Raw genomic sequence first — 18,169 nt, 5'->3', positions numbered from 1 at the left:
ACGGTATATAACTATATTAATGGTTTGAAGAATAAATCTAGAACTTTTTTATCAAAGTGCCATTATTCCCGCTTCAGCGATCCTCCCGACGCCGACGCTCCACCAACGGCACCAGATAAACCGGTACCTTGGACAATTGCAGCAGTCGGGCTGCCGTTCGCCCCAGCGGTGTTTCGGCCCCGACCCCATGGCTGTGACTTCCTACGATCAGCAAATCGACAGAGAGTTTCTGCACCTGATCGAGAATCACCTGTGACGGATCGCCCTGCAGCACCCGCACTGCGCGTATCCGCAGCAGATCCTGCTCGCCCTCGTCCCCCAGCTCTTCGCGAAAACTGTCGAGCACCCGCTGCTCGATATTGGCAATGACGGTTTTCAGACCCTGACTGTGAAATTCGTTCAACGCCTCTTCATCGAGATAACTCTGCAACACCGATTCGGCAAACAGCCCCATGGGTTCCACCGCGTGCACCACGTACAGATCGGCATTGAACGTTCGCGCCATCGCCAGGGCATGCTGCATCACTAACGGTGCGTACAGACCGAGGTCAGTGGCATACAGCATCGAACGAATCATATGACCCCCTCGCGTGCCAACATGGCGGAGATTTGATTCAGCTTAGCAGTGCCTTGGAGAGTACGACGTGCGACGCAACGTCTTGAACCACGAGGGCTTTAGACCGCCGGTTCGTTGCTGATGCCGTGGGGCACATGACCCGTCGCCACGACTTCCCGGGCCAGCTCGCAGTGGCCGGCCTGATCGTCGAAAAAAACGTCGGCGGCGAAGGCTTCGAGGAACGCCGATTTGGTCAGGCCGCCGAGGAACAGCGACTCGTCCAGACGGATGTCCCATTCGCGCAAGGTGCGGATCACCCGCTCGTGGGCCGGAGCCGAACGTGCGGTGACCAGTGCGGTGCGAATCGGGCACTCCTCATCGGTGAACTCGCGCTGCAACAGATTGAGCGCCGCGAGAAAGCCCTTGAACGGTCCACCACGTAACGGCTCACGCGCGGATTCACGCTCCTTGGCCTGGAAGGCTTCAAGACCACCGGACTGATAGACCCGCTCCGACTCGTCGGAAAACAGCACCGCATCACCGTCGAAGGCAATGCGCAATTCGTCGCTGGCGGCACGGCTGGCACCGCCGGACAGAATGGTCGCCGCCGCAAAACCGGCGTCCAGCGCGGCGCGTACGTCTTCGGCATGGGTGGAGAGAAACAGGTCGCAACCAAAAGCCTTCAGGTACGGATAAGGACTACGGCCGCCAACGAACGCCGCGCGGGAGATCGCCAGGCCGTAGTGACCAATGGAGTTGAAAACGCGCAGGCCGGTGTCGGCACTGTTGCGCGACACCAGAACCACCTCGACCCGGGCGCGGCCGAGGCGACTGTTGAGGTTAAGCAGTTTTTCCACCAGCGGAAAGGCATCACCCGGCGCGAGGATTTCGTCTTCGTGGTCGATCTGATATTGCCGATAGGCTTCGACGCCGCTCGACTCATAGACCTTGTGGCTTTCACTCAGGTCGAACAGGGCACGGGACGAAATCGCCAGCACCAGTTTGTCATCGATGTTCTTGGCCATGCCTTTCCCCCGGTGCGACCGGCTTAAACGTTACGCCGGTCGATAAAGCTCAGTGTGCGATACAACGATTCGATTCGCGGCAATTCGCAGCCTGCCGCTTTTGCCGCCGCCAAAGGACGAGCGTAGATCGCCTCCAGCTCCAGCGGTCGCTTGTGCAGGAAGTCGTGGTACATGCTCGGCCAATAGTCGGGCATTTTCTCGGTCATCATGAACAGGTATTCAGCGTAGCCGGGCGGCATGTCGTGACCGCAGGCCCTGGCGCCCTGCACCACTTCAGCCATCAATGCCTGAATCAAGGCGCGGCTGTCAGTGTCAGCCATCAGTGGCGTGGTGCCGGCGCCGAGCAACACCGAAAGCCCGTTGTAGGGAATGTTCCACACCAGTTTCTGCCAGCGCGCCTGATGCAGGTTCGGCATCGCCTGGGAGTCGAGACCGGCGGCGCGGAACAGGCCGGCGCCCTCCTCGACGATCGCCATGCGCGCCGCGTCCTCCGCTGCCGGGCCGCTGTGATAACCGACGTTTACCGCCCCCAGCGCCTGATGGGTGATCTGCCCCGGCCCCTCGCGGTGGACGCAGATCAGGCACAAACCGCCCAGCAAGTGCAGGGAATCGGGCAGCAACGCCCGCAGGCTGTCCTCGACGTCGAGGCCGTTTTGCAGCACCAGCACTTTCGCGTCGGGTTTCGCCGCCTGAACAATCGACGGCGCCAACCCGGCATTGCTGGTGGTTTTGGCGCCGACCAGCAGCCAGTCGCAGGGCGGCATGTCTTCAGCCGATGAATAGGCCTGCACCGGGTTCAGCGTCAACGTGCCGTGAACCGCGCTGTCCACCCGCAAGCCGCGCTCGGCGACCGCGGAAAACTCGCTGCGCAGCAAAAAGTGCACATCGAATCCGGCCCGAGCCAGCATCAAGCCGTAGAACCCTCCGATTGCGCCGGTGCCGATAATCCCTACCACCGGCCTCTTGACGACTGCCCCCATCACGGCAACTCCTCTGCAATTCGACCCAGCGCTTGCGCCACGGCAGTGTTCAGCTCATCGGCATTCAGGCGCGTGTGCACCGCCCCGAAGAACTCGCCGTCGCGCACCACAAACAGCGCCGGCAAATGAAAGACCTGATAACGCTCGACCAGTCCGCCGTTGTCACCGGCATCGATCCAGCACACGCGATCGACCGCCAGATCGAGACCCGGCAACACTTCGCGGGCATAACGGCAACTGGCGCAGCCGACGCTGGTGAAGATCACCAGCGAAACACCGTTCATCGCCAGCAGCCGTTGATCGGCGTCGAAATCGGTCAGCTGCGATTCGACCACTATACTGGGGGAAACAATGTCAAATGGCCGACACAGGGAGTCTGTGCTCATGGGACGGTTTATTCCTCATCCGGATGATGTGCCCGTTGAATTGACCTTGCGCACACCGGAGTGTATTTCGCGTCAACGGCTGCACACTATCAGCCTCGGCGGCATCGCTTGCAATTACCACCGTGCCTGGCGCCATGGCACTGCGCTGCAAGTGCGCATGCCGACTCTAAATGCCGACATCTGTTATCCGGGCTACGTGGCCTGGTGCCTGCGACGCAAGAAAGGCTATCTGGTGGGCATCGCCTTCACCGACGAACAGACGCTGTTCAGCGCGCGAATGGGTGAGCAAGTGTGTCAGATCGAACGCTATTGCCGACTCAACGACGCCCACGACGACCTCCAGGATATTCAGGCCCTGGCCCTGCAATGGGTCGAACAGCACGCCGACGAATTCTCCCACGACACCGTTCGCAAGGCTTTTGCTCAACCCGTGCCGGACTGAACAGTGACTTGCCCATTGTCTAGCAGGCGTCTAACGCGATAAGGTTCGGCTCCCCGACGCGCTTAAATCTGCTGTGCTCCGCCGCGCGGGGATCGCTGGCGGCCGGCACCCGTGACCTGACGAGTAAACGATGGCTGATTTACCGATCAACGACCTAAACGTCGCCTCCAACGAGACCCTGATCACTCCCGATCAGCTCAAGCGTGATATTCCTCTGAGCGACGCTGCCCTGCGCACCGTCACCAAGGGTCGCGAAGTCATCCGCAACATTCTCGATGGCACTGACCATCGTCTGTTCGTGGTGATCGGCCCCTGCTCGATCCACGACATCAAGGCTGCCCACGAATATGCCGATCGCCTGAAGGTGCTGGCGGCAGAAGTCTCGGACACCCTGTATCTGGTCATGCGCGTGTATTTCGAAAAGCCACGGACCACCGTCGGCTGGAAAGGCCTGATCAACGACCCGTACCTGGATGACTCGTTCAAGATCCAGGACGGTCTGCACATCGGTCGCCAGTTGCTGCTGGATCTGGCCGAGAAAGGCCTGCCGACCGCGACCGAAGCCCTCGACCCGATTTCCCCGCAATATCTGCAGGACCTGATCAGCTGGTCGGCCATCGGCGCACGGACCACCGAATCCCAGACCCACCGTGAAATGGCTTCCGGCCTGTCCTCGGCGGTCGGCTTCAAGAACGGCACCGACGGCGGTCTGACCGTGGCGATCAACGCCTTGCAGTCGGTTTCCAGCCCGCACCGTTTCCTGGGCATCAACCAGGAAGGTGGCGTGTCGATCGTCACCACCAAGGGCAACGCCTACGGTCACGTGGTACTGCGCGGCGGCAACGGCAAGCCTAACTATGATTCGGTCAGCGTCGCCCTGTGCGAGCAGGCGCTGAACAAGGCCAAGATCAAGCCGAACATCATGGTCGACTGCAGCCACGCCAACTCCAACAAGGATCCGGCCTTGCAACCGCTGGTGATGGAGAACGTTGCCAACCAGATCCTCGAAGGCAACCAGTCGATCATCGGCCTGATGGTCGAAAGTCACCTGAACTGGGGCTGCCAGGCGATCCCGAAAGACCTCGCCGACCTGCAATACGGCGTGTCGATTACCGATGCCTGCATCGACTGGTCCGCAACCGAAAACACATTGCGCAGCATGCACGCCAAGCTCAAGGATGTACTGCCGAAACGTCAGCGCGGCTGACAGCCGTTTCGCAGGCATAAAAAAACGCCGGGCATTGCCCGGCGTTTTTGTGTGTGCGGTGAGGTCAGTCAGATCTTGGCGGTGCGCCGCTGATGACGCTCCATATAACGCTCCACGTAGGAGCACGACGGAATGACCGTGTAGCCCATTTCATCGGCGTATTGCAGCGCCCGTTCGGTCAGGGCTGCCGCGATGCCTCGGCCACGCAAGGCGTTGGGCACGAAGGTGCGGTAGATATCCAGGGTCTGTTTCCCCAGATCCATATAGGTCAGGTAGGCACGATGACCGTCCACATTGGTCTCGAACTGATGACCAGCCTGGTCATGGTGGATGGACAACGCCTCGCTCATCACTACTCCTCGCGGGTCTCGAATTCTGACCCCTACCTTACCGATGTTTTCCCGGCGAAGGAACATCTACGCCACCCCGTGCCTGACGGACACCGAGAAGAACTGCACCGATCTCGCGCAACCCGAGCACGTATCAAATAGTAGGCACCATTGGCAAAAATGCTCAAGGTACACTCGTCATCATGCAGAGTGACAAGGCAGTTCCGGTGGACTCAGGGCCGGTTCGGGAGACGATCTTCCCGAGCCGAAAGGCTGAACATCGCCGGATGTTGAGACTTAAGACGAGCCCCCCGTTTTAAAGTCACCTCAACATGGACAAAGATATGCGAGGTGCTGCGCAAATTCGCAACAAAAGTGTGGACGAATCCATATAGACAGACTTTGACCACTGCCTGCAAAACAACGCACGGCAACGGGAACTTTTTCTCATCAACTCGCTCATCTCGCGGCTTACAACTGAACATTTTTTATACAGCGCAGTTAAAAGTTGCTCGAAAAAGAATCAACGCCTACAATTTTTTTTGCTTCTTGCCTCACGTCAGTTTACTTACTACAAGTAATGGGTAGTATGTACGCCGGCTATTTCCTCAATCGGAGGAGACAGCCACTTAATTGAAAGTCCTTGAAGGGGAACACGATGAACAACGTTCTGAAATTCTCTGCTCTGGCTCTGGCCGCAGTTCTGGCTACCGGTTGCAGCAGCGCATCGAAAGAAACCGAAGCACGTCTGACCGCTACTGAAGACGCAGCTGCTCGCGCCCAGGCTCGTGCAGACGAAGCTTACCGTAAAGCTGATGAAGCGCTGGCTGCTGCTCAAAAAGCACAACAGACTGCTGACGAAGCTAACGAGCGCGCTCTGCGCATGCTGGACAAAGCTAGCCGCAAGTAATAATCCTTCGGGATTGTTATCAAGCCGACCCATTTTTTGGGTCGGCTTTTTTGTGCCCGAGGCTTTCTTCAGGCAACAAAAAACCCGCCGTTGCACAAGCATCGGCGGGTTCTGTCTCTCAGCTTATTGCTGCAGATCGATCAGCGTGTTCGAAACGATCGGCGGTGACGTATTCGGTGCACCGATTTCGGTTGGCAGGCCATCCTCAGCCGCGACCACATCACGCACCAAATCCCAGTTCACACGCAGATTGTTGGTGATGTCTTCACGCTTGAGCATCGCATTGATCACGGACGTATGCTTGTCGACCACCGACGGGTTGCCCTTGTCGTCAATCGGTGTGTGCGCTTCCAGATAGACCTTGCCGCCACTGCGACCGAACTTGTAGGCATCGTTGATGATCCGCACCGACGTCCCCACTGGCACCATGCTGGCCATTTCCAGCACGTTGTTGTTGAACATGCGGAAGCAACCGTGGCTGGTGCGCATGCCGATGCCGAACTTCTTGTTCGAACCGTGGATCAGGTAGCCTGGCGTACCCAGGGTGAACTTGAACGGGCCCAGCGGATTGTCAGGACCGGCCGGCACCACGTTCGGCAATGGATCGCCATCGGCGGCGTGTTCAGCCTTGATGGAGGCTGGCGGAGTCCAGGTCGGATTCGGCGTCTTGGCAGTGATCGTGGTATGGGCGATCGGCGAACCCCAGCCCTCACGACCAATCCCCAGCGGGAAGGTGTACACCACGTTCCGGCCTTTCGGGTAGTAGTAGAGGCGGTATTCGGCCAGGTTGATCACAATGCCTTCACGCGGACCCGGCGGCAGGATGAAGCGGGTCGGCAAGACCACCTCGGTACCGGCACCCGGCAACCAGGCATCGACGCCCGGGTTGGCCGCGACCATTTCCGAATAGCCCAGATCGTTGGCGGTGCCCAGATCGGCAAAGGTGTCTTCGTACTTGGCCTTGATCACCTGTACCTGGCCGATGATGTCCTCACCGGGTGGTGGCAAGGGAAACTCCAGTGCGGCAACGGGACCGGCCACACACAGGGCGGCAAGAGACAGGCAGCGGGTGACGGCAGGAAAACGCGGCAACATCCGGAGAATCCTTCGCAAGATCGACAAGGGTATAAGAGCGCGATTGTACACCGCGCCCAGGGAATTCGGGGAGATGCGCCGATGGACCGCGATATCGGCAAAAAAGGGCTCAGAGCTCGAAACGCAGCTCAGGCCAGATCGGCGAGGTGCCACGCTTCTGCGATTCGAGGATCGCCCGGCACAGCGAGCACAGGCGCTGATCCTGAAACACCCGGCGATCCACGCTCGACCAGCGCGGTTGCGCCGGCAGCAGACTGCCGCACAGGGTTCGATCCGCCGATCCGCCGAGCTCCAGCTGACGGGTCACCAGATGCACCCGCACTTCCTGGCAGGCGAACAGGTCCAGCTGTTCGTCAGGCTCGATCAGTTGGTAGGCGAACAGGGACCAGGCAGGACGCGGCATCGGGGGCTCCAAATAAGGGGGCGCCACATTAGCCGAAAGCCTGCCGCTAGAAAAGCCTCATAGCAGCGGTTTTAGCGTCGGCCAGACATTTTCCAGCAACTTGCCCTGAGCCCCGGCCGCCGGGTGCAGACCGTCGGCCTGCATCAGGTCGGGATGCCCGCCCACACCTTCAAGGAAAAACGGCACCAACGGGATTTTTTTCTCCTCGGCGAGTTTGCCATAGACCTCGGCAAAGGCATCGGTGTAGCGCTTGCCGTAGTTGGGTGGCAATTGCATGCCGAGCAACAGCACCTTGGCACCGCTCTGGCGGGAGCTGTCGATCATCGAAGCAAGATTTTGTTGCAATTGCGTCGGTGGCATTCCACGCAGGCCATCGTTGCCGCCCAATTCGAGGATCACCAGTTCCGGCTTGTGCTCTGCAAGCAGCGCCGGCAGCCGCGCCTGGCCTCCGGCACTGGTGTCGCCACTGATGGACGCATTGACCACCTTATCGTCAAAACCTTCGGTCTTGAGCCGCTGTTCGAGCAACGACACCCACCCCAACCGGGTATCCAGCCCGAAACCGGCGCTGATACTATCGCCAACGATCAGGACTGTACCCGCCGCTGCGTTCTGGGCCATGCACATCAAGGCCAGGCCAGCACTCAAAAACCACACACGCATCGGATTCTCCATGGGCGCAAGCATTCTCACCGCGAAGAACCTTAGCAAAGTGGTTCCCAGCGCGGAAGGTGAACTGACCATCCTGCACGAACTCAGCCTGGAACTGAACAAGGGCGACAGCCTGGCGATCGTCGGTGCCTCCGGTTCCGGCAAATCCACCCTGCTAGGCCTGCTCGCCGGCCTTGATCTGCCAAGCAGCGGCGAAGTAACCCTTGCCGGGCAAGCCCTGAGCCAGCTCGACGAAGACCAGCGCGCGCGCATTCGCGCCGAACACGTGGGTTTCGTCTTTCAATCGTTTCAGTTGCTCGACAGTCTGAACGCGCTGGAAAACGTCATGCTGCCGCTGGAACTCGACGGCCGCAAAGACGCCCGAAGCCGCGCCACTGAGTTACTGCAACGGGTCGGCCTCGGCCAGCGCCTGACTCACTCGCCACGCCAGCTTTCCGGTGGCGAACAACAGCGCGTCGCGATTGCCCGGGCCTTCGCCGCCGAACCGGATGTGCTGTTCGCCGACGAACCCACCGGCAACCTCGACAGCCACACCGGCGAGCGCATCAGCGACTTGCTGTTCGAATTGAACAAGGAACGCGGCACCACCCTGGTGCTGGTGACCCACGACGAACGCCTGGCCCATCGTTGCCGGCGCCTGATCCGTCTTGAAGCCGGCCTGCTGGTCGCCCCTCTGGAGCCTTGATGGCACGTCTGCCGCTGTTGCGTCTGTTCAGTCTCGCCCTGCGTCAACTGCTGCGCGATGCGCGTGCCGGTGAACTGCGGGTGCTGTTTTTCGCCTTGGTGGTGGCGGTCGCGGCGAGTACCGCCATCGGCTATTTCGGCGCCCGCCTCAACGGCGCAATGATGCTGCGCGCCACCGAGTTTCTCGGTGCCGACCTGTCGCTCGAAGGCAGCTCGCCGGCCCGTCCGGAACAAATCAGGAGCGGCACCGAACTGCGCCTGGATCATGCGCAGGTGGTGGAATTTTCCAGCGTCATCGCCACGGACAACGGCATTCAGCTCTCCAGCATCAAAGCGGTCGACCGCGCCTATCCGTTGCGCGGCGAACTGAAAAGCGCTCCCGCCCCTTACGCGACAGAGGAAGCCGGAGGCGAGCCGCAGCCCGGTGAAGCCTGGGTCGAAGCGCGTCTGCTGACGGCACTGGACCTGAAGATCGGCGACAGCATCGATGTCGGCATGAAGACATTGAAACTGACGCGAGTGCTGACTTACGAACCGGATCGTGCCGGCAACTTTTACAGCCTCACGCCACGAGTGCTGATCAACCTCGATGACCTCGCCGCGACCGGCGTGGTGCAACCCGGCAGCCGGGTGAGCTACCGCGAACTGTGGCGCGGTGAGCCGCAAGCGCTGGAAACCTATCGCCAACTGATCAAACCGGGCCTCGCCGCCAATCAGCGGATTCAGGATGCCCGCGATGGCAATCGGCAGATTGGTGGCGCACTGGGCAAGGCCGAACGTTATCTGAACATGGCCAGTCTGGTCGCCGTGCTTCTGGCCGGGGTGGCGGTGGCGTTGTCGGCCAACCGCTTCGCCAGTCGCCGCTTCGATGCCAGCGCCCTGCTGCGTTGCCTGGGTCTGTCGCGCCGGGAAACCCTGGTGCTGTTCAGTCTGCAGTTGACGGTGCTCGGCCTGCTCGCCAGTCTCGGCGGCGCCCTGCTCGGCTGGCTCGCGCAATTGGGCTTGTTCGCGCTGCTGCATGATCTGCTGCCGACCGACGTACCGCCGGGTGGCTTGCTGCCGGCGCTGGCCGGGATCGGCACCGGACTGGTGGCACTGGCCGGTTTCGCCCTGCCACCGCTCGCCGCACTGGGCCGGGTGCCGCCGCTGCGGGTATTGCGCCGGGACATGCTGCCGATTCCATCGAGTACCTGGATGGTTTACGGCGCAGCACTCGGTGCGCTCGGGCTGATCATGTGGCGTCTGAGTCTGGACCTGCTGCTGACGTTCGCCCTGCTCGGCGGCGGTGTGGTCGCCGCGCTGGTGCTCGGCGGCTTGCTGCTGTTACTGCTGCAGAGCCTGCGTCGCCTGCTCGCGCGCGCGTCCCTGCCGTGGCGTCTGGGACTGGGTCAGTTGTTGCGCCATCCCCTGGCAGCCGCCGGCCAGTCACTGGCCTTCGGGCTGATCCTGCTGTCCATGGCGTTGATCGCCTTGCTGCGCGGCGAACTGCTCGACACCTGGCAGAACCAGCTGCCGAAAAACGCACCCAACTATTTCGCCCTGAACATCCTGCCGGCGGACAAACAGGCCTTTACCGATCACCTGGTCAATGTCTCGGCCCAGGCCGCGCCGTTGTACCCGGTGGTACCGGGACGGCTGATCAGCATCAATGGCGAAGCGGTGCAGCAGATTGTCAGCAAGGATTCGGCCGGCGACCGCGCCATCCAGCGCGACCTGAGCCTGACCTGGGCTGCCGATCTGCCGGCGGGCAACAAGATCACCGCCGGTTCGTGGTGGACCGGCCAACCCTCGGATGACGTTCCGGGCGTTTCGGTGGAAGGCAAGGTGGCCGAAAGCCTGAAGCTCAAACTGGGCGATCACATGGTGTTCAGCGTGGGCGGGGTCAATCGCGAAGCGAAGGTCACCAGCCTGCGGGAGATCAACTGGGACAACTTCCAGCCGAACTTCTTCATGATCTTCCAGCCCGGCACCCTGAAGGATCTGCCGGCGACCTACCTGACCAGCTTCTATCTGGCGCCCGGTCACGACCAGCAGATTGTCGAGCTGTCGCGGACATTCCCGGCGGTGACCATCCTGCAGGTCGAAGCCTTGCTCGAACAGCTGCGCAGCATCCTCGCCCAGGTCACCCTGGCGGTGGAATATGTGTTGTTGTTTGTGTTGGCGGCGGGGATGGCGGTGCTGTTTTCCGGGTTGCAGGCAACGCTGGATGAGCGCATTCGCCAGGGGGCGCTGTTGCGTGCGCTGGGGGCCGAGCGGCAGTTGCTGATCAAGGCGCGCCGAATCGAGTTCGGTTTGCTCGGTGCGGTCAGTGGATTGCTCGCGGCGATCGGGTCGGAAGTGGTGAGCCTGGTGCTGTATCGCTTCGCCTTCGACCTGCCGTGGCATCCCCATCCGTGGTTGCTGCTGTTGCCATTGATCGGCGCAGCGCTGATCGGTGGCGCCGGCGTCTTCGGCACGCGGCGCGCACTGAACGCCAGTCCGCTGACAGTGTTGCGCGAGGGTTGATAGACTCAAGCCGTCTTAATCAAAAGAAGTAGCCATGAGCCGTTATCGCCCTCCCCGCACCGCCGGCACCGCGCTGATCACCCCCGAAGGTGAAGCGCGCATGCGTGCCGAATTCCATGAGCTGTGGCATGTGCGCCGCCCGCAAGTGACGCAATCGGTCAGCGAGGCAGCGGCTCAGGGTGATCGTTCGGAAAATGCCGAGTACACCTACGGCAAGAAAATGCTGCGCGAAATCGACAGCCGCGTGCGCTTTCTCACCAAACGCCTTGAAGCGTTGAAAGTGGTCAGCGAAAAACCGAGTGATCCGAACAAGGTCTACTTCGGCGCCTGGGTGACTATTGAAGATGAAGAAGGCAAACAGTCGCGCTATCGCATCGTCGGCCCGGACGAACTGGATCTGAAACTGGGCCTGATCAGCATCGACTCGCCACTGGCCCGCGCCCTGATCGGCAAGGCGCTGGATGCTGAAGTGCGGGTACAGACGCCCACCGGCGAACAGTTCGTCTACATCGTGGCGATCGAATATCCCTGACGCTCAGCGCCGGGTGATCAGGCCCTGGCGTGCGACGCGGGTCAGTTGGCGAATCATTTCCGGCGCCTCTTCACGGCTCGGGGCCTGAATGACGGCCAGATCGAAACTGTCATCGGCAAAACGCGCCAGCGACTCACCGTCTTCGACAAACTGGATCAGGAATGCGGCAGGACCGCCGCTGCGACGTGGCCAGCCATCGAGATAACGCAATAGCGTCGGCTGATGTTTGCCGCCAAGCAGGATTTTCGGATTGCGCTGAGTGATATGTGCCGTGATCGGCGCGGGACGTGCTGGAGGGCGTAGTGCATTCATCGTGTCGTGTCTCTGCCTCAAAAGTCTGCATGGCAGGTGAGAGGCAACACCGAACCAGCGCTTTAGCGGTATTTCGAAGCCCTGTTCCGGCTTCTGACGGCAACTGAAGAATAGTCACCTGGCGCCCCGCAAGTAGCTGTTTAAATCGGCGCATGAGCGGCATCCTAGAGAACGTGACCGGCCAGTGTCAAGAATCGGCCGCAACAAAAAAGGCCCGCACAATGCGGGCCTTTTGCTTGAGCCAGAGCCTTCAACCGGCGATGGCGCGATCCACCGAGAGCTTGCCGGCACCTTCGATCAGCACCGCGAGGCTGCCGCCAAGCAGGGCCAGTGCAAACTCGTAACCGTTGTTGGCCATGAACAGACCGTTGCTGATGTGCACGGTGAAGATGGCCACCAGCGACAGGAAGGTCAGACCCAATGCAGCCGGGCGAACCAGCAGGCCGATAATCAGCGCCAGGCCCGCGAAGAATTCGGTACCGCCGGCCAGAGTGGCCATGAGGTAACCCGGAGTCAGGCCAATGCTTTCCATGTATTGCGCCGTACCCGCCAGGCCATAGCCACCGAACAGGCCGAAGAGTTTCTGCGAGCCGTGTGCGGCGAAGATCACACCGACGACAATGCGCAGGATGGTCAGACCGTAGCCGGCGCGGGTGAACAGAACCTTGTTGATCAGAGAGCTCATGTTGCGTTTCCTTGTTGTCAGAAGTGCTTGTTGGTTGGTCGCCATATTAATCAGTTAATTTCATGTTAAAAGCGCAAAAATTCCGCCATAACAATCAATTTATTAGATCATTTGCGTGAGACAACTTTCTGTCCCCGGGGCTCCAACGACTCCCGCTCCCGGTCGAACGCCAAGTAATACTTGTTCACGCTATTAACATAGCTGACGGCCCCCATTCCCACCTGCTCCATGGCAATGCGCTCGACCTGGAAGAACCACTGGTTGGGATTCAGACCGCGCCGTCGCGCTTCGGCACGCATCCCCTGCACCCGCTCCGGGCCGATGTTGTACGCCGCAAGAGTGAACGCCATGCGCTCGCGCTCGTTGAGTTTCGGGCTGTTGAAGAACTTGCGGCGGATCATCGCCAGGTACTTGGCCCCTGCCTGCACATTCGCATCGAGATTCTGGATATTGTTGACGCCGACCCGCTGCGCAGCGGACGGGGTGATCTGCATCAGCCCGGTCGGGCCACTGCCGCTGCGCGCGCTGGGCTGCAGCGCCGATTCCTTGAAAGCCAGCGCCGCCAGGTTGAGCCAGTCCATGTTTTGCGCTTCGGCGTGTTTCTGCAGGGTAGGACGCAGTTTTTCCAGACGCAGGCGATCAGCCTTGGCCAACGGATAGTGAACTTGATAAAGCCGGCGGTAGATCCGCAGGAAGGCCGCATCTTCGTTCGCCGGCTTCTTGTAGCCGGTCAGGAAGCGGTCGATGCTCGCCCGCAACATCGACGCATCACGGCGCACGAACCAGTATTCCTCGCCCGGTTCGCTGATCATCACCTGCCGGTCGAAACGCAGCTTGGGCAGGATCTTGCCCCAACGCTCGGCAATCGGTTGCTCGACGATGGTCAGGTGGAAAATCCCGCCCTGGACCATCTCCAGTACATCCTCGACCGCGAGAGTCGGATCGACCCATTCAATCTTGATCGGCGCCAGTTTGTGCAATGCCAGTTTCTGGTTGAGCTGACTGACCGCCTCCCCCGCCGCACTGCCGGTGGACAACGCCAGGGTTTTGCCGGCCAGCTGCTCGACCCTGGTGTAGCGTTTCTCGCCCTTGATGCCGACCAGCAGCAACGGCACGTTGCTGGCAATCGGCTCACTACTGGCGACCGCGTGACCCGGTTGCAACTCGAGCAGTTCGCCCGGCGCAACAAGATCGCCCTCGCCACGCTGCAGCGCGCCGAGCAATTGATCCTTGGCTTTGGGGATGATCTTGAGGGTGATTTCCTGGCCGTCGCGGGCGTGGCCGTTGAGGTATTGTTCGAAGGCGCGCAGACGGTGGTATTCGATGCCGATGGCCTGACCCTGGACTTCGCCGGAGCTGTTGCGGCTCTGGTTGACCAGCACCCGCAGGACACGGCTGCTGCGGATCTCGGTCAGGTCGCGAACCTTGGCCGCCGGCACAGCTTGCAGCGGTCCGGGCAACCGCGCGACCGCGGTCATCGGCAACAGCAGCGAACCACACAGCAGGAGCAAAACCGAGGGACGAACCATCCACTCTCCGGAAAGAATACGGGGTGTTTTTACCGCTGAGCGGCCGTAAAACACCGACGAAAACAGAGCGCCTGGAGCGCTGATAAAGTGCGAGAGACTGGCACAGTGATGGCAACTCTGCCAGCCCGGCCTGTCTCGCGGCCTCAACAGACAGCCATAAGCCGTTGTAGTTCTTGGCTTTTCTTATAAATCTACAGCTCTGATATGCTTTCCGGCCTTCGGCCCGAGGTAGCACCATGCAACTCATCGATATCGGCGTCAACCTGACCAACCCCAGTTTCGCCGACAAACACCAGGCCGTGCTCGACCGCGCCTACGCTGCCGGGGTCTGCCAACTGGTACTGACCGGCACCAGTGTCGAGGGCAGCGAACAGGCGCTGGAACTGTGCCAGCAACTGGATCCGGACGGCCAGCGACTGTTTGCCACCGCCGGCATTCACCCGCACTCGGCCAGCGACTGGAATGCCGACAGTGCACGGCATCTGCGCAGTCTGCTGCAGGAGTCGAACGGGGTGGCGGTGGGCGAATGCGGGCTGGACTTCAACCGCGATTTCTCGCCGCGTCCGCAGCAGGAAAAAGTCCTCGAAGAGCATCTGGCGCTGGCCGTCGAGCTGCAATTGCCGGTGTTCCTCCACGAGCGTGATGCGAGCCAGCGTCTGCTGGAAATCCTCCGCGACTTCCGTGATCAGTTGCCCGCCGCCGTGGTGCACTGCTTCACCGGTGAGCAGAAAGCGCTGTTCAGTTACCTCGATCTGGACTTGCACATCGGCATCACCGGCTGGATCTGCGACGAGCGTCGCGGCACCCATTTGCACCCGCTGGTGAAGGAAATCAAGCGCGGTCGCCTGATGCTGGAAAGCGATGCACCGTACCTGCTGCCGCGCACACTGCGGCCAAAACCGAAAAACGGGCGCAACGAGCCGGCGTATCTCACTGAAGTGTTGCGTGAAGTCGCGTTGCATCGAGGCGAAACCGAGGCAGACCTGGCCGCCCACACTACCGCCTGCGCACGGGCGTTCTACGGTCTACCTGACCTGCCTTGAAAGAGGCAGATGCATCACTTGTTGATGCACATCAAGAACCGGGCATCTGGGTAGCGGCACAATAATGGCACCTTGCCAAAACTGTTTCCGCTATCAGAGAAGACCTCCATGGGTACCTGGCTTAGCAATATTTCGCTGAAATACAAATTCTGGGCGGTCAACGCGGTCGCCTTTGTCACCACCCTGTTGCTGGTACTGTACGCCGTACAGCTTGAACAACAGGCCCGCAGTCACGCCGCGCAAACCTCGGCCCAGGCCCAGGCGCAATTGCTCAAGGCCTGGCCGACCGGGCAAGCGCTGCCCAAATCCGATCAGGTGCTGACCTTCAAACGCGGTGACGCGCCGCGCCTCAACGATCAGCCGCTGCTGGAGATCACCGACAGCAACGGCTGGATCGAGATCAGTCACTTGCCATTGTTCGGCGAAAACCCGCTGCTCGGCGCCGAGGTATTCAGCCGTGCCGATGGCCAGCAGGTCGCCGTGATCGCCTACGCCCCCAGCCTCAGCCAGGTATTCCGCGAGCGCTTCGCCAACTATGCGATGGCGGTGTTCATCCTGATGCTGGCGATGCTCGGTGCCTCACAGTTGCTGATCCGCTTCCTGCTCAGTCAGCTCAACACCCTCAAGGACGTGATGCTGCACGTGGAGAAAACCGGCGACCTCGCCGCCCGGGTGCCGCTGGCCTGCAAGGATGAAGTCGGGCAGATGGCCAACGCGTTCAATGCAATGCAGGCCGGTTATCAGCGCGTGGTGACCACCGTGGCCAACACTGCGCGGCAACTGGACGTCGGCGCCGCGCGACTGGCATCGAGCATGAACGAGGTGCGTCACGGCATGCTCGGCCAGCAGAGCGAAACCGATCAGGCCGCCACGGCGATCAACGAAATGACCGCCACCGTCTACCACATCGCCCAGCACGCTGGCGCGACACGCGACCTGTCGCAGACCGCCGACGGCCTGGCCGGCAGCGGTCAGCAAGTGGTGACCCGCGTCCAGCATTCGATTGCCGGGCTGTCCAGCGGCGTGCAGCAGACTGCCGAGATGATCCAGCGCCTGGCCGAGGACAGCCAGAAGATCAACGGCGTGGTCAGCGTGATTCACAGCATCGCCGAGCAGACCAATCTGCTGGCACTCAACGCCGCCATCGAAGCGGCCCGTGCCGGGGAAATGGGTCGCGGGTTCGCGGTGGTGGCCGACGAGGTGCGTAACCTCGCCAAACGCGTGCAGACCTCCACCGATGAAATCACCACCATGGTGTCGGCGTTGCAGGCCGGGACCCGCGATGCGGTGGACTTCATGCAGGAGAGTTCGTACAAGGCCGACGACTGTGTGCAGCAGGCGCAAGAGGCCGGTGAAGCGCTGGCGGAAATCACCGGGGCGGTGGCGCAGATGCGCGAAAGCAACACGCAGATTGCGGTGGCGGCGGAACAACAGAGCCAGGTCGCCGAAGAGATGAACCGTGCAGTGGTGAGCATTCGCGATGTGACCGAAAACACCGTGCAGCAGACCGTGGATTCGGCGACCACCAGCAACGACTTGGCGAAACTGGCCGGGGAACTGAACCAGGCGATCGGTCAGCTCAAGCTCTAGGGGTCAACATCAGAAATGGCCATTGTCCCTATCACTTCAATAGCCAACCTTGATTCGCCGCCCCGGCTGCCCGGGCCTATTCTTCAATCATGTACCGAACATGGATCGAGGAGCAGCAACATGGGCAAACGTCACCCCAACCTTCCCGCGTGGCAATGGCGCGCGTACCCGAACAACCATCAGCACCCGACCAATCTGGTGCTGCACCTGATTGCCGTACCGCTGTTCATTGTTGCGTTTCTGTTGATCGTCTCGGGTGTGTTCAGCCTGAGTCTGGCCAGCGTGGCGATCGGCGTGATCGGCATCATCGCGGCGCTGGGTCTGCAGCGCCATGGTCACAGCCTGGAGGCGCAAGCCTCCGAGCCGTTCAGTGATCGCAAGGACGCCGTCTCGCGCCTGTTGGTCGAGCAGTTTCTGACGTTTCCGCGGTTCTTCCTCAGTGGCGGCTGGTATCGCGCCTGGCGTGAACGCCATCGCCGGCATTGAGTCAGGCGAAAATCGTTACCGTCTGCCGACTCATGGCAATCAGTTCACCCTTCGCGCTCCACAGCTTGGCGGCGACATGGCCGTAACCGTCAGTCGCATACTCAATGTCCGCCAGATACTGGCACCAGTCCAGCGTGCTCACATCCCGTAACGGCTGAACGAATTCGATGGTCCAGGTCAGGGTGCTGCCCGGCGCCGGTTTCTTCAGGTACGGCAACAGCGCGGGTGGCCAGGCATCGACCAGCGCCAGCAGGTGCGCTTCGTTGACCGGCTCTTCCTTCACATCGCCACGCAAACGCACCCAGCCGCCCATCAGCCGCGATTGATTGCCGGTGAACGGCATGCCGCCGACACTCCAGCGCATCGCCAGATGACGCATGAACTCGGGGGTTACGCCTTTGATGTACGGCAGCTCCTGGCAGTCTTCCCAGTGCTTCATCTCCGGCGCCGGATAGGCTTCAACCGCCACTTCCGACGGCCGCGAAGCCCCGAAACTGCCTTGCACCATCGTCACCACCTGACCGTTCTGCACCGCACGCCCCAGCACCTGGCTGACCGCCTTGCCTTCGCGCAGTACCTCGACCTCGAAGCTCACCGGCACTCCGGGCTCGACCGGGCCGACAAAAGTGATGGCCAGCGAACGCACCGGTCGATCGGCCGGCACCCTGGTGCGCATCACTTCAAATTGGAGGGCGGCAACCAAGCCGCCAAAACTGGCTCGGCCCTGCCCCCACTCCGCCGGAATCGTGACCTCCGGTTGACGACGGACAGCATCGATCAGATCGCAAAAGCGCATGG

At 61.1% G+C, this 18,169-nt stretch carries 21 protein-coding genes; 9 read left to right on the top strand and 12 right to left on the bottom strand.

Going from position 1 to position 18,169, the window contains the following annotated elements; all coding sequences use genetic code 11:
• Nucleotides 1-73: 73 nt before the first annotated feature.
• The 4 genes from L6D81_RS04560 to L6D81_RS04545 all read right to left on the bottom strand — a co-directional run bounded on the left by L6D81_RS04560 (nucleotide 74) and on the right by L6D81_RS04545 (nucleotide 2,947).
• The gene (locus L6D81_RS04560) at nucleotides 74-577 is read right to left on the bottom strand and encodes a universal stress protein (RefSeq protein WP_236178057.1); all 504 of its coding nucleotides are present in this window, start codon (nucleotides 575-577) and stop codon (nucleotides 74-76) included.
• A gap of 98 nt (nucleotides 578-675) precedes the next feature.
• Nucleotides 676-1,581, bottom strand: coding sequence for a 5'-nucleotidase (locus L6D81_RS04555; RefSeq protein WP_236178056.1), 906 nt, complete (start codon nucleotides 1,579-1,581; stop codon nucleotides 676-678).
• Between the two features lie 23 nt (nucleotides 1,582-1,604).
• Nucleotides 1,605-2,561 carry a putative 2-dehydropantoate 2-reductase gene (locus tag L6D81_RS04550; protein ID WP_236178055.1) on the bottom strand — a complete coding sequence of 319 codons (957 nt, stop codon included), beginning with the start codon at nucleotides 2,559-2,561 and terminating at the stop codon, nucleotides 1,605-1,607.
• A complete protein-coding gene (locus tag L6D81_RS04545) occupies nucleotides 2,561-2,947 on the bottom strand; it encodes a thioredoxin family protein (protein ID WP_236178054.1) in 387 nt (128 codons plus the stop codon). The genes L6D81_RS04550 and L6D81_RS04545 overlap by 1 nt, the downstream gene beginning before the upstream one ends.
• Between L6D81_RS04545 and L6D81_RS04540 the strand changes: the two genes are divergently transcribed.
• A complete protein-coding gene (locus L6D81_RS04540; RefSeq protein ID WP_236178053.1) occupies nucleotides 2,946-3,389 on the top strand; it encodes a PilZ domain-containing protein in 444 nt (147 codons plus the stop codon). The two genes, L6D81_RS04545 and L6D81_RS04540, sit on opposite strands and share 2 nt — an antisense overlap.
• 130 nt (nucleotides 3,390-3,519) lie before the next feature.
• Nucleotides 3,520-4,596 carry a 3-deoxy-7-phosphoheptulonate synthase gene (locus L6D81_RS04535; RefSeq protein ID WP_011335309.1) on the top strand — a complete coding sequence of 359 codons (1,077 nt, stop codon included), beginning with the start codon at nucleotides 3,520-3,522 and terminating at the stop codon, nucleotides 4,594-4,596.
• A 68-nt stretch (nucleotides 4,597-4,664) separates the two neighbouring features.
• Here L6D81_RS04535 and L6D81_RS04530 read toward each other — a convergent pair whose 3' ends face one another.
• Complete coding sequence (locus L6D81_RS04530) at nucleotides 4,665-4,946, bottom strand: GNAT family N-acetyltransferase (RefSeq protein WP_007955658.1); 282 nt, start codon at nucleotides 4,944-4,946, stop codon at nucleotides 4,665-4,667.
• 637 nt (nucleotides 4,947-5,583) lie between these two features.
• Here L6D81_RS04530 and oprI point away from each other — a divergent pair.
• Nucleotides 5,584-5,835, top strand: a complete 252-nt coding sequence (oprI, locus tag L6D81_RS04525) for an outer membrane lipoprotei OprI (RefSeq protein ID WP_025113130.1) — start codon at nucleotides 5,584-5,586, stop codon at nucleotides 5,833-5,835.
• A 123-nt stretch (nucleotides 5,836-5,958) separates the two neighbouring features.
• Here the strand turns inward: oprI and L6D81_RS04520 are convergent, their stop codons facing one another.
• The 3 genes from L6D81_RS04520 to L6D81_RS04510 all read right to left on the bottom strand — a co-directional run bounded on the left by L6D81_RS04520 (nucleotide 5,959) and on the right by L6D81_RS04510 (nucleotide 7,996).
• Nucleotides 5,959-6,930 (bottom strand): L,D-transpeptidase family protein, encoded by a 972-nt coding sequence (locus L6D81_RS04520; protein ID WP_236178052.1) that lies wholly within the window; start codon nucleotides 6,928-6,930, stop codon nucleotides 5,959-5,961.
• A gap of 109 nt (nucleotides 6,931-7,039) precedes the next feature.
• Nucleotides 7,040-7,333 carry a hypothetical protein gene (locus tag L6D81_RS04515; protein WP_003226812.1) on the bottom strand — a complete coding sequence of 98 codons (294 nt, stop codon included), beginning with the start codon at nucleotides 7,331-7,333 and terminating at the stop codon, nucleotides 7,040-7,042.
• 57 nt (nucleotides 7,334-7,390) lie between these two features.
• The gene (locus L6D81_RS04510; protein WP_192561918.1) at nucleotides 7,391-7,996 is read right to left on the bottom strand and encodes an arylesterase; all 606 of its coding nucleotides are present in this window, start codon (nucleotides 7,994-7,996) and stop codon (nucleotides 7,391-7,393) included.
• A 10-nt stretch (nucleotides 7,997-8,006) separates the two neighbouring features.
• Between L6D81_RS04510 and L6D81_RS04505 the strand changes: the two genes are divergently transcribed.
• Genes L6D81_RS04505 through greB form a run of 3 tightly spaced genes read left to right on the top strand, consistent with a single transcriptional unit; the run spans nucleotide 8,007 to nucleotide 11,726 of the window.
• Nucleotides 8,007-8,690 (top strand): ABC transporter ATP-binding protein, encoded by a 684-nt coding sequence (locus L6D81_RS04505; RefSeq protein ID WP_236178051.1) that lies wholly within the window; start codon nucleotides 8,007-8,009, stop codon nucleotides 8,688-8,690.
• Nucleotides 8,690-11,194 carry an ABC transporter permease gene (locus L6D81_RS04500; RefSeq protein ID WP_236178050.1) on the top strand — a complete coding sequence of 835 codons (2,505 nt, stop codon included), beginning with the start codon at nucleotides 8,690-8,692 and terminating at the stop codon, nucleotides 11,192-11,194. Before L6D81_RS04505 ends, L6D81_RS04500 begins: the two co-directional genes overlap by 1 nt.
• Nucleotides 11,195-11,228: 34 nt before the next feature.
• Nucleotides 11,229-11,726 (top strand): transcription elongation factor GreB, encoded by a 498-nt coding sequence (greB, locus tag L6D81_RS04495; RefSeq protein WP_236178049.1) that lies wholly within the window; start codon nucleotides 11,229-11,231, stop codon nucleotides 11,724-11,726.
• Between the two features lie 3 nt (nucleotides 11,727-11,729).
• On the opposite strand, the gene L6D81_RS04490 is transcribed toward greB, so the two are convergent.
• From L6D81_RS04490 to L6D81_RS04480, 3 genes are all read right to left on the bottom strand, one after another.
• Entirely contained in the window at nucleotides 11,730-12,038 is a 309-nt protein-coding gene (locus L6D81_RS04490; RefSeq protein ID WP_011335317.1) for a hypothetical protein, read from the bottom strand.
• Nucleotides 12,039-12,288: 250 nt separating this feature from the next.
• Entirely contained in the window at nucleotides 12,289-12,723 is a 435-nt protein-coding gene (locus L6D81_RS04485) for a DoxX family protein (protein WP_236178048.1), read from the bottom strand.
• A gap of 107 nt (nucleotides 12,724-12,830) precedes the next feature.
• Nucleotides 12,831-14,252 carry an MltF family protein gene (locus L6D81_RS04480; protein WP_236178047.1) on the bottom strand — a complete coding sequence of 474 codons (1,422 nt, stop codon included), beginning with the start codon at nucleotides 14,250-14,252 and terminating at the stop codon, nucleotides 12,831-12,833.
• Nucleotides 14,253-14,488: 236 nt separating this feature from the next.
• Here L6D81_RS04480 and L6D81_RS04475 point away from each other — a divergent pair, with 236 nt between their 5' ends.
• From L6D81_RS04475 to L6D81_RS04465, 3 genes are all read left to right on the top strand, one after another.
• Nucleotides 14,489-15,295, top strand: a complete 807-nt coding sequence (locus tag L6D81_RS04475) for a TatD family hydrolase (RefSeq protein WP_236178046.1) — start codon at nucleotides 14,489-14,491, stop codon at nucleotides 15,293-15,295.
• Between the two features lie 108 nt (nucleotides 15,296-15,403).
• Complete coding sequence (locus L6D81_RS04470) at nucleotides 15,404-16,885, top strand: methyl-accepting chemotaxis protein (RefSeq protein ID WP_236178045.1); 1,482 nt, start codon at nucleotides 15,404-15,406, stop codon at nucleotides 16,883-16,885.
• Nucleotides 16,886-17,005: 120 nt separating this feature from the next.
• Nucleotides 17,006-17,371, top strand: coding sequence for an Mpo1-like protein (locus L6D81_RS04465; protein WP_039770492.1), 366 nt, complete (start codon nucleotides 17,006-17,008; stop codon nucleotides 17,369-17,371).
• Nucleotide 17,372: 1 nt separating this feature from the next.
• Here L6D81_RS04465 and L6D81_RS04460 read toward each other — a convergent pair whose 3' ends face one another.
• Nucleotides 17,373-18,167 carry an acyl-CoA thioesterase gene (locus L6D81_RS04460; protein WP_236178044.1) on the bottom strand — a complete coding sequence of 265 codons (795 nt, stop codon included), beginning with the start codon at nucleotides 18,165-18,167 and terminating at the stop codon, nucleotides 17,373-17,375.
• Between the last annotated feature and the right edge of the window lie 2 nt (nucleotides 18,168-18,169).

It is taken from the genome of Pseudomonas sputi, from assembly GCF_021603585.1.
Classification (GTDB): domain Bacteria; phylum Pseudomonadota; class Gammaproteobacteria; order Pseudomonadales; family Pseudomonadaceae; genus Aquipseudomonas; species Aquipseudomonas sputi.
Note: the sequence above shows the minus strand (reverse complement) of the source record. Positions and strands in the feature narration are given on the sequence as shown.